At 46.2% G+C, this 10,755-nt stretch carries 9 protein-coding genes (1 of these 9 only partly in view); 5 read left to right on the top strand and 4 right to left on the bottom strand.

All coding sequences use genetic code 11. The annotated features are described in order from the left end of the window. Positions 1-127 precede the first annotated feature (127 nt). The 3 genes from rpoZ to GV64_RS02255 all read left to right on the top strand — a co-directional run bounded on the left by rpoZ (position 128) and on the right by GV64_RS02255 (position 3,187). A complete protein-coding gene (rpoZ, locus tag GV64_RS02245) occupies positions 128-379 on the top strand; it encodes a DNA-directed RNA polymerase subunit omega (RefSeq protein WP_020582119.1) in 252 nt (83 codons plus the stop codon). Positions 380-465: 86 nt separating this feature from the next. Further along, entirely contained in the window at positions 466-2,598 is a 2,133-nt protein-coding gene (gene spoT / locus GV64_RS02250) for a bifunctional GTP diphosphokinase/guanosine-3',5'-bis pyrophosphate 3'-pyrophosphohydrolase (RefSeq protein ID WP_020582118.1), read from the top strand. A 202-nt stretch (positions 2,599-2,800) separates the two neighbouring features. Next, positions 2,801-3,187, top strand: coding sequence for a RidA family protein (locus GV64_RS02255; RefSeq protein WP_020582117.1), 387 nt, complete (start codon positions 2,801-2,803; stop codon positions 3,185-3,187). Between the two features lie 652 nt (positions 3,188-3,839). Here GV64_RS02255 and GV64_RS02260 read toward each other — a convergent pair. Continuing rightward, on the bottom strand, positions 3,840-4,697 hold the full coding sequence (locus GV64_RS02260) for an SDR family oxidoreductase (RefSeq protein WP_020582116.1): 858 nt from the start codon (positions 4,695-4,697) through the stop codon (positions 3,840-3,842). Between the two features lie 146 nt (positions 4,698-4,843). On the opposite strand from GV64_RS02260, the gene GV64_RS02265 reads away from it, so the two are divergent. Together GV64_RS02265 and recG are read left to right on the top strand one after the other, a co-directional pair. Further along, positions 4,844-5,752 carry a hydrogen peroxide-inducible genes activator gene (locus GV64_RS02265; RefSeq protein ID WP_020582115.1) on the top strand — a complete coding sequence of 303 codons (909 nt, stop codon included), beginning with the start codon at positions 4,844-4,846 and terminating at the stop codon, positions 5,750-5,752. Positions 5,753-5,779: 27 nt separating this feature from the next. Continuing rightward, on the top strand, positions 5,780-7,864 hold the full coding sequence (recG, locus tag GV64_RS02270; protein WP_020582114.1) for an ATP-dependent DNA helicase RecG: 2,085 nt from the start codon (positions 5,780-5,782) through the stop codon (positions 7,862-7,864). 11 nt (positions 7,865-7,875) lie between these two features. Here recG and GV64_RS02275 read toward each other — a convergent pair whose 3' ends face one another. From GV64_RS02275 to GV64_RS02285, 3 genes are all read right to left on the bottom strand, one after another. After that, on the bottom strand, positions 7,876-8,736 hold the full coding sequence (locus GV64_RS02275) for an ATP adenylyltransferase family protein (protein ID WP_157236981.1): 861 nt from the start codon (positions 8,734-8,736) through the stop codon (positions 7,876-7,878). 133 nt (positions 8,737-8,869) lie between these two features. After that, positions 8,870-9,295, bottom strand: a complete 426-nt coding sequence (locus GV64_RS02280; protein WP_020582112.1) for an Mpo1 family 2-hydroxy fatty acid dioxygenase — start codon at positions 9,293-9,295, stop codon at positions 8,870-8,872. 167 nt (positions 9,296-9,462) lie between these two features. After that, positions 9,463-10,755 carry the 3' portion of a SulP family inorganic anion transporter gene (locus tag GV64_RS02285; protein WP_020582111.1) on the bottom strand. It continues 267 nt past the right edge of the window, so only the last 1,293 of its 1,560 coding nucleotides appear in the window; the start codon falls outside the window, past its right edge; the stop codon is at positions 9,463-9,465.

Below are 10,755 nucleotides of genomic sequence, written 5' to 3' on the forward strand. Positions count from 1 at the left end.
GGATACTATAATCTGCAGTCTCAATGGAGCAAACACTAACCGTGCTAAAGCTTGTCTGGCTATAGGTCGTAAAGTACACTAAAGGGTCCGGCAAACCGGCATTTAGTACTAATTGATGGAGTAAAATGTGGCTCGAGTAACTGTAGAAGACTGTCTGGATCATGTAGACAACCGATTTGAGTTGGTTATGGTTGCTTCCAAGCGTGCCCGACAGCTAACGATTGGTGGTAAAGACCCCAAGGTTGATTGGGAAAATGATAAGCCAACCGTGGTTGCTTTGCGTGAAATTGCAGAAGGGTTGGTGACCTCTCTTTCCGTTGATGACCGCACAGTTGATGACGATGAAGCAGCAATGTTTCTGGCTGGTGTAGAACAATAAGCGTTTTACCTTCGTACTATCTTTTAGATAAGAAGCTTCAGAAGATAAGAAGGTGCAATGGATGAGCTGCGCGTAAGGAGCGGACTTTGCTGACCATCGATGAGTTTGCCGGCCGCTTGAAGTCCTATCTGAACCCCGAGCAGGTCAACCTGGTTCGTCGGGCCTACTATTATGCTGAGCAGGCCCATGACGGACAAACACGCCGAAGTGGCGACCCATACATTATTCATCCCCTTGAAGTAGCCTCCATTCTTGCGGACATGCACATGGACCATCAGAGCCTGATGGCGGCCATGCTGCACGATGTCATTGAAGACACGGGTATCGAAAAGCAGGATATTGCCGGGCAATTCGGCGATGTGGTTGCAGACCTTGTGGATGGGGTCAGTAAGCTGACCCACATGAATTTTGAAAACAAAACGTTAGCCCAGGCTGAAAACTTCCAGAAAATGGCTTTGGCCATGGCCAAGGATATTCGGGTCATTCTGGTTAAGCTGGCAGACCGTCTTCATAACATGCGCACTTTGGGAGTGTTGAGGCCTGATAAACGCCGGCGCATTGCCAAGGAAACGCTGGATATTTATGTCCCTATCGCCAATCGCCTTGGCATGCATACTCTTAGAATAGAGTTGGAGGATCTGGGCTTCTTTGCCATGTACCCCATGCGTGCCCGATTGATTCGGCAGGCAGTTCGAAATGCCCGTGGTAATCGTAAAGACCTGGTCAGTCAGGTTCAGCAGGCGATAGCTGCCCGATTAGAAGAAGAAGGTCTTAAAGGCAGGGTTGTTGGGCGGGAAAAACACCTGTACAGCATTTACAGTAAAATGAAGAACCAGCGCAAGTCCTTTGATGACATCATGGATATGTTTGCGTTCAGAATCATTGTGGATAAAGTCGACAGCTGTTATCGGGCCCTTGGGATTGTTCATAACTTTTACAAACCCATTCCAGGGCGGTTTAAGGATTATATTGCTATCCCGAAAGCCAATGGCTATCAGTCACTTCATACCACACTGTTTGGTATGCATGGTGTTCCCATAGAAATCCAGATCCGAACTCAGGAAATGGAGGATATGGCTAACAATGGCATTGCTGCCCACTGGCTTTATAAATCTGGAGAGGAGGCCTTATCAGGCAGCCATGCCAGAACTCGACAATGGCTCAAAGGTGTACTGGAACTGCAGAAAAATGCGGGAGACTCTCTGGAGTTTATTGAGAACGTTAAAATCGATCTCTTCCCGGATGAGGTTTATGTCTTTACTCCCAAGGGGCATATTCTCGAACTGCCTAAAGGTGCGACAGCAGTTGATTATGCCTATGCAGTTCATACAGATGTGGGAAACACCTGCGTAGCCTGTCGTATTAATAAACGTCTGGCCTCTCTCAGTCAGCCGTTGCAGAGTGGTCAAACGGTTGAGGTTGTCACAGCTCCTGGAGCAAGACCGAATGCCGCCTGGCTGAATTTCGTTGTGACGGGTAAGGCTCGATCTAATATTCGCCACTTCCTCAAAAATCAGCGCAGAAATGAGTCTATCGCTTTAGGCCGACGTTTGTTGAACAAAGCGCTGGTCAGTTTTGACAGCAGCCTGGAGCAAATCAGTGAACCGGTCATTCGCAAGCAGTTATCCGTGTTTAGCCTGGATGACCTTGATGAGCTTCTGGAAGATATTGGTCTCGGTAATCGTATGGCCTATATCGTCGCCAAAATTCTGATTGAACCAGGCAGTCTTCCAGAGAATAAAAGTCAGCTTGACCTTTCCAACAGTGAAAAGCCACTCTCTATCCGTGGCTCGGAAGGCATGGTTATCAGCTTTGGAAAATGCTGCTATCCCATTCCGGGCGACCCTGTTGTTGGTCATGTCAGCTCTGGTCGGGGTATTGTTATCCACACGGACTCCTGTCCAAACGTTTCTGAGATTCGACATAATCCTGAGAAGGTTCTGGAAGTCGAATGGGATAAAGAAGTGTCTGGTGAATTTACTGTGGAACTCAGTGTTGAGCTGGAACATCATCGCGGCATGATTGCTTCTCTGGCCACAGCGATTACTGCAGTTGAAGGGAATATTGAGAAGATCAGTATGTTAGAGCAGGACTCTCGATGCAGTATTGTACAGCTCCTGCTGAGTGTTCGTGATAGGGTGCATCTGGCAAAAATTATTAAACGACTACGAGTAATCAAGGGAGTTCACTCCATTATTCGACGACGTCGTGACTCATAAGGTTTTTTAACCAAAGTCTTCAAGAAATACTTCAAACTCATCGCAGCTAAAAAATAGTAGTCACTGTCCGGTAAATATTGCTCTTAATCCTTGAAAAATAATGTTTACACCCTAGTATCGGGTGTCTTCTTTTTCTGTTTTTTCATGGGGGCTGAGGGCATTCCCCAGGGCTTCTGATTCCCAAATTTAAGAGAGCAGATCGATGAGTAACCGACAAACGATTAATACTGATAAGGCGCCTCAGGCCATTGGCACCTATTCGCAAGCAGTAAAAGCAGGAACTACTGTATACATCTCAGGGCAGATTCCATTGGTTGCAGAAACCATGGAATTACTGGAGGGAAGCTTTAAAGAGAAAACCCGCCTCTGTTTTGAAAACCTTCAAGCCATTGCCATGGCAGCTGGAGGTACTCTTGATGATGCTGCCAAAGTCACGATTTTCCTTACCGATATGGCGAATTTTACTGAAGTTAATGAGGTTATGGCTGAATTCTTTAAGCAGCCTTATCCTGCCCGTGCAGCTGTTGGTGTCAAAGAGTTGCCAAAAGGTGTTCCGGTAGAAGTTGAGGCTGTTCTGGAACTGAAATAAGCTTCTTCAGCGATGAGCTCCTGATTATCTTCAGTCAGGGGCTCTACGAATATCCTGCGACGCACATTTCTTTTTGGTTTGATTCTTTTGCAACTTTCCGATGTGTTAATAATCACAACCGGTAGAGTAGCTCTGTCGATACTGGGTTTGGTTTGGAGCCTTAGACAGTGTGAACACTCGGAATAGAATTGGCAATGGCTCTGCCATTGCATATCTATAATGTCAGAGTGGCTTTGATTTAACTCGCTCTGTGCATATCCTTTAGCGGCTGTAGTCCCTGCTATTTCACAGTGTCCTCTGGATACTTCATTGACGAACCTTCCTGAGTGTTCAGGTGTACAGTTCCTGCTGTTTTCTAAACTGTGGCCTTGTACCAAGGTGTTTATTGACGTTACAGACGTTGATAAGACTGTACTCACAAGATAACGCTCTTTCAGTGATTAAAAAATTGAGCTCAATAACCGTATAGAAAGATTTTTAAGTTGATAGTTCAAAAATAATGACCAATTATCAAATATCCTGTGGATAACTCTGTGAATTATATCTTGGTAAGTCGTTAATAAGCCTTGGGTAAAGAAATTTCAGGGTTTTTTCATTGTGGATAACCCAGTTCTGTTGGTAACTGTTATGTCAACAGAACTGGAATTGGAAGTTACTGTCTGTCATTAAGAATGCTGGAATAACCGGTTTTGAAGTCAGGGAAGTAAAACTTATAGCCAGTTTCAACAATCCTCTGGTTTGAGCATCTTTTGTTTCCTCTAGGCGGTGATGGATAATTAACATTATCCAGTGATACTCCAAGCTGCTTGCCTAACCATTGCAACACATCATGGGTTGTCGCCGGGTTGCTATCAGTTCCCAGATATAAGTTATCGACTGGCAGGTTATCCATGTCTCTGCGAATAAGGTGAGCAATAATACCTGCGCAGTCCTTCTGGTGAATCCTGTTGCTGTATATTGTGGGCTCTTCTGGACAGCCCTCACCTTTTAAAGCCCGATTGATCAAACGGTTTCGACCAGGTCCGTAGATACCACCAAAACGAATAGCAGTTGCTGGGAAGGGAGAGATTCGTAACAATGCTTCCGCTTCCAGCATCACCTTACCATTGAATTTCACGGGGCAGGTTTCAGATGTTTCAGTTACCCACTCTCCGTCATTTTGATGAAAGGTGCTGGTGCTGGAAGTAAAGAGAACTCGCCTGGGGTTGTACTTATCTTTCTTAAGCCGGCTCAGAATATTCTGGAGGCCACTAATATAAGCTCGTCGGTATTGCTCTTCGGAGTTTCCATCCGATGCGGCAGAGTAGACAACATAATCTAAGTGCTCTGGCCACTGGGCAAGATCGTCTTTTTGAAACAGATTGCCCTGAATGGGATATATACCGGATGGCAGCTTTGAAATGTCTCTGCGCAGGCCCCAGACATTAAAGCATTTCATGGCTAAAAGCTGTCGAGCGAGTTCACAACCAACATCTCCACAGCCGGCAATTAATATGTTGAGCTTATTCATAGCTATATTCTATTGCTTGATATAATCTTCAAAAAAAACGTAATGGCATTTTCATTTATATAACTGTATAAATTTACAGTATTATAGATGGTACGAACATCCTTGCCAGTCTTTCAGGCCTGTTTATCACGGCAGTTGAAATTACTATGACACTGACAGAACTTCGCTACATTGTCACCCTTGCTCAAGAGCAGCATTTTGGCAGAGCTGCCAGTAAGTGCTTTGTCAGCCAGCCAACCTTGAGTGTTGGGGTCAAAAAACTAGAAGATGAGCTGGGGGTTGCCCTATTTGAGCGAACGCGCAATGCGGTTCGAGTGACTCCGGTGGGCGAACTGATTGTTAGTCAGGCGCAGAAAGTGCTTGAAGAGGCATCAGCAATCAAGCAACTTGCAAAAACGGGTCAGGATCAGCTCAGCTCACCTTTGAGAGTCGGTGCTATCTACACTATTGGCCCCTATCTCTTTCCCCATTTGATCCCGCAACTGGCACAGACTGCTCCCAATATGCCGCTCTATATTGAGGAGAACTTTACGGCCGTTCTTCGCAGGAAGCTGCGTCTGGGTGAATTGGACGCCATTATTATTGCTTTGCCGTTTAATGAACCGGATGTTCTAACCAAGCCGCTTTATGATGAACCGTTCAGAGTGTTATTGCCTGGAGGTCATCCTTGGGAGAAACAGAAAGACATTGACCCTTCTGATTTAGTGAAAGAAGAGCTGCTTCTGCTGGGAGAAGGTCATTGTTTTCGAGATCAGGTGCTGGAAGCCTGCCCGATGTTGGCGAATAAAAAAGAGGCGGGGAGTGATGGCAGTGGTATTGAGGCAACCTCGCTGGAGACCATTCGGCATATGGTGGCTTCGGGGATGGGAATCAGTGTACTTCCGCAATCAGCGGTGGTGGATCATCATTATGCTCCTAATATTCTCAGTACCCGGCCTTTCCGTTACCCCTCTCCCAGCCGGACAGTGGCGTTAGCCTGGCGGGCCAGCTTTCCTAGACCAAAAGCGATTGATGTGCTTTCCGATGCGCTGAGGCAGTGTTCTGTTACCCCATAGGCAGATCAGAGATTCGTAGCGGTGAATATGAACAGGTCATTGAATAATATTTCGGTTACAACGTTAAAAGGCGTTGGTGATGCCCTTGCTGACAAATTGGGCAGAATAGGCATTCACAATATTCAGGATCTGCTTTTTCATTTACCGCTGCGCTATCAGGATCGAACCAGAGTAACACCAATGGGTGCTTTACAACCCAATACGGATGTTGTGATTCAGGGGAAAGTTCTGGCATCCGATATCGTGATGGGAAAGCGTCGCAGTCTGTTATGTCGAATTGGTGATGGGTCTGGGTCGATCAGTTTACGCTTTTTTCATTTTACCGCCGCTCAGAAAAACACATTAAAGCCAGGTGTTGAAGTGCGGTGTTTTGGCGAGCCTCGCCGTGGTGCTACCGGACTGGAGATTTATCACCCTGAATATCGGGTGATCAAAATAGATGCCCCTGCTGAAATAGAAGAAACATTAACACCTGTTTATCCAGCGACAGAAGGTCTGACACAACAACGAATTCGCAGCCTGTGTGAACAAGCACTGAAATTTCTCGCTGATGAGAGCTCTCTTCAGGAACTGCTACCTGCTGAATTTCGGCAGAAATATCGGCTCAACTCTTTGGTGGAAGCCGTGCGATTATTGCATAAGCCCCCGCCGGAAGAATCAATAGTACTGCTCAGTGAAGGCCGACATCCTGCTCAGCAACGTTTGGCTTTTGAAGAGCTGCTTGCCCATAACCTCAGTCTTCAGCAGCTCAGGAAACGGGTACAGTCGATCGGTGGTTTTACCATGCCACCCGCAAATCAACTAACGCGAAAAATGCTTGAACAGCTTCCTTTTTCCCTGACCTCTGCTCAGCAGCGTGTTGCGGCAGATGTCAGTAAGGATATGGCTACTAGTCTACCAATGCTTCGTCTTGTGCAGGGTGATGTTGGTTCAGGAAAGACAGTGGTCGCTGCTCTGGCTGCACTGCAGGCAGTAGAGAATGGTTATCAGGCCGCCGTTATGGCGCCAACTGAAATTCTGGCGGAGCAACATCAGTTGAACTTCTCAAGCTGGCTTAAGCCGCTGGGTATCCCAATGGTATTTCTTTCAGGTAAAACCAAGGGAAAAAAACGACAGGAAGTGCTTGAAAAAATAGCGTCTGGTGAAGCGATGGTGGTAGTTGGAACGCATGCTCTTTTTCAGGATGATGTCATTTTCCATAAGCTGGGTATGGCGGTTATTGATGAACAGCATCGGTTTGGCGTTCATCAACGAATGGCACTGAGGAAAAAAGGTGAGCAAAATGGTGGTTTACCCGATCAGCTGATTATGACAGCAACGCCCATTCCCAGAACATTGGCCATGAGTGCCTATTCAGACCTTGATGTTTCTGTGATTGATGAGCTACCTCCCGGGCGTACACCAATCAATACGGTGGTGATTGGTGATGATCGTCGTGAAGAAGTTATTAAACGTCTGAAAATGGCTTGTCTTGAGGGGCGCCAGGCTTATTGGGTATGTACTCTGATTGAAGAGTCTGAGGCATTGCAGTGTCAGGCAGCAGAAGTGACTGCAGAGCAGTTGAGAGAAACACTGCCAGAGTTGTCTATAGGTCTGGTCCATGGCCGGATGAAAGCCAGCGAAAAAGCGGAAGCGATGAAGGCCTTTAAGGAAGGCCATCTTCATCTTCTGGTGGCGACCACCGTGATTGAAGTAGGTGTTGATGTGCCCAATTCCAGTCTGATGATTATTGAAAACCCGGAAAGACTAGGGCTTGCCCAGTTACATCAGCTTCGTGGGCGGGTTGGTCGAGGTAATATAGAAAGCCACTGTCTTTTGATGTATCACGCACCGTTATCTCAGCAAAGCCGGGAGCGACTGCAGGTAATGAGAGACTCAAACGATGGATTTGTGATTGCTGAGAAAGACCTGGAGCTTAGAGGTCCCGGTGAAGTTTTAGGTACCCGGCAAACAGGCCTGGCACAGTTTCGGGTTGCCGATCTGGAAAGAGATCGTGATTTGCTGATGGCTGTACGTACCGCGGCGCAGGAGTTAATTCGCCAGTCGCCAGAAGGTGTCGAGCCGTTGGTTAATCGCTGGCTCGGTAAGGGGGAAGAGTACGCGAATGTTTGATGCTCCCCTTTTTAAGTGGGCTTTGTTATAGAGCGCAATATATTGATTGGACCTGCAGAAATCATGTTTTCCATGACTTCTGTATTTTTCAGAAAAAAGAGTCCAGCTATCGCGAAAGCGTTAATATGAACATCTGAAAATATGGCTGCTGACCTTGGTACGATGAGTAACCATTGATTGCTCAACAGTGTGTTATGAGATACATCCTGAGAGTTTTTTCCATATAGTTCCAGCTTATTCAGCATCGAATGATAAATATTCTCTATTTTTTCAATTGATTCCTGCCCTGTAAGCTGAACAATCAGATGCTGGAATGGTAATTGTTTAATGTGCAGTGGGGTTAAATAGCTTTTCTGCTGATTGATCAAGCCATCAATAAGGATATGTTTGAAGTCGGTCGTTGGGATGAACTGCATATGCTTGTGCTGTTGGCTGCAACCGGCATTAACTCCGCCATTATAAATAGCCAGACCTCTCTGCTGACTCAATAGTAACCACATGGCAGCCAGATCTGCTTGGGACAATGGTTGCCCCTGCTGTTCAAATTCCCGAGTTGCAATGACCAAGTGGTACTCAACTACATTGAACCGGGATAAGAGAATCTGATGATGTGTGCCAAGGTAGCCAACCAGAATATCTGCATTGGCTTGTATAAAAGGGTCGATCGTTTTATAGACAGCCAGATCAAGATTTTCACAGTGGGGCTTGTTAGCCAGACCAGTAACAACCTTGAAATAGAATGGGAGCTGATGGTCTTTGTGAAGATGAATTTCGCCATCTTCTTTGTTGACTGATCCAGCAGCAATCGCTTGATTGCTTGTTGCTTTTACTACTGACCAAAGACTGCTTTTGTCCAGCGATAATATAGACATGCGATGTCTTGCATTCAGGGAACTGAACACTCTTTTATAGCAGTGATCTGCCGTGTTTGTACTGGAAGGAAAAGTAGCTGATGAGGGATATATGGCCTGATACATTGCAGTATCAGGCAAAGTGGGGAGTGTGTTAATAGCTAATCTTAAGTTTGCGAAACAGAAACCCCAGACACCACAAGGGTCCAATCAATAGAAACTGAAGATCCTCAAAGAAAGACGGCTTTTTCCCTTCTACCTTGTGACCAATAAACTGAAAGATCCAGGCGACGATAAAAATCGCAATGCTGGCTTGTAAGACATAAGCTCCAAGCGCTTGAGAGAGTGCAGCCGATACAGCAAATACAACAATCATTGCCAGAGACAGCTTAAATGATAGCTTGAAATAGAACAGCATGGTGATGGCCATAAGTGCCCAGGCGGCAACAGGGCTGAATGCCCATACAATACCGACAATGCTGAAAAGAATAGAGGGTACACAGATCCAGTGGATCAGTTTGTTGGTTTTATTTTGGTGACTTTCACCATATTCACTGAACCATTGCTCGATGGTTTTCATAGTTATGTCGCCTCTCTATATTCTTATTATTGGCACAAAGGATTAATTTATCAGTTGGTACTATAGTTCGCAATTAATGTCTGGTCAGATAGTGTATGGGGTCAAAGGTAACCCTATTACAAAAAGCCCGGAGCTAGGTCCGGGCTTGAAGTCATGATTGATCGTAATCAGGCATTGGTAGCAACGAAGTACTTAGGATCTTCGATGACATTCACTTCCACGAGATTGCCCGCCTTTGTCAGCAGCTTCCTGCAGTCATTGCTGAGATGACGTAGGTGCAGTGCTTTCCCGCTATTCATATAGCGTTCAGCCAGGGTATCAATAGCTTCCAGCCCGGAGTGATCACAAACCCTTGAGTTCTGGAAGTCGATAATGACATCTTTGTTGTCGTCTTTTGGCGAAAATTGCTCCAGGAAGTGTGTGGTAGAACCAAAGAACAGTGGGCCATGGACCTTATAAATAGTGGAGCCGTCCTGGTCTTCCTGCTTTTCGATCTGAATATGCTTTGCATGCTTCCAGGCAAAAATCAGTGCTGAAACAATAACGCCGACAATAACAGCCACAGCCAGGTCGGTCAGAACGGTGACTACGGAAACCAGAACCAGTACAAAAGCATCGCCCTTAGGCACTTTGTTCATGATTCGGAAGCTACTCCACTCAAAGGTTCCGATGACAACGATGAACATGACACCAACCAGTGCTGCGACAGGGATCATCTCAATCAATGACGATGCGAATAGAATAAAGGAAAGCAGGAAAAGCGCAGCAGATATACCGGATAAACGACCACGGCCACCAGAGTTTACATTAATCATGCTCTGGCCAATCATTGCACAACCACCCATACCTCCAAAGAATCCGGTCACAACGTTGGCAACACCCTGGCCAACGCATTCGCGGTTACTGCTACCGTGTGTTTCGGTAATTTCATCAACCATTCGAAGGGTAAGGAGGGATTCGATGATGCCGATGGCGGCAAGAATAAGGGAATATGGGAAAATAATAGCCAGTGTTTCAAACGTAAAAGGTACAGAAGGGATACTGAATGTTGGCAACCCACCGGCGATGCCGGCAACTTCACCTACTGTTTTAGTGTCCAGATTAAAGCCAAGCACCAGAGCCGTAATAACAATAATAGCGGCCAGTGATGATGGAATGGCTGAGGTCAATTTAGGCAGGAAGTGAATAATCGCCATGGTTAATGCAACCAGGCCTAGCATCAGGTAAAGCTCACCACCTTCCATCCAGGCAACATCAATGACACTGTTCTCAAGAAATGTTCCGGTTAACCAGCCGGATTCACCACTGGTTCCAAACTGGCCGAGCTGTGCCAGGAAAATAACGATCGCCAGGCCGTTCACAAACCCAAGCATAACCGGATGGGGAACCATACGAATGAATTTGCCAAGTTTGAATATGCCGGCAAGAACCTGAATTATCCCCATAAGCACAACGGTAGC

The sequence above is a fragment of the Endozoicomonas elysicola genome, assembly GCF_000710775.1.
Classification (GTDB): domain Bacteria; phylum Pseudomonadota; class Gammaproteobacteria; order Pseudomonadales; family Endozoicomonadaceae; genus Endozoicomonas; species Endozoicomonas elysicola.

What these genes read in the sequence shown, in the direction of transcription:
- GV64_RS02260 (WP_020582116.1), bottom strand. Translation starts at nt 4,697, where the DNA reads ATGAATAAGCTCAACATATTAATTGCCGGCTGTGGAGATGTTGGTTGT.
- GV64_RS02275 (WP_157236981.1), bottom strand. Translation starts at nt 8,736, where the DNA reads ATGTCTATATTATCGCTGGACAAAAGCAGTCTTTGGTCAGTAGTAAAA.
- GV64_RS02265 (WP_020582115.1), top strand. Translation starts at nt 4,844, where the DNA reads ATGACACTGACAGAACTTCGCTACATTGTCACCCTTGCTCAAGAGCAG.
- GV64_RS02255 (WP_020582117.1), top strand. Translation starts at nt 2,801, where the DNA reads ATGAGTAACCGACAAACGATTAATACTGATAAGGCGCCTCAGGCCATT.
- GV64_RS02280 (WP_020582112.1), bottom strand. Translation starts at nt 9,295, where the DNA reads ATGAAAACCATCGAGCAATGGTTCAGTGAATATGGTGAAAGTCACCAA.
- recG (WP_020582114.1), top strand. Translation starts at nt 5,780, where the DNA reads ATGAACAGGTCATTGAATAATATTTCGGTTACAACGTTAAAAGGCGTT.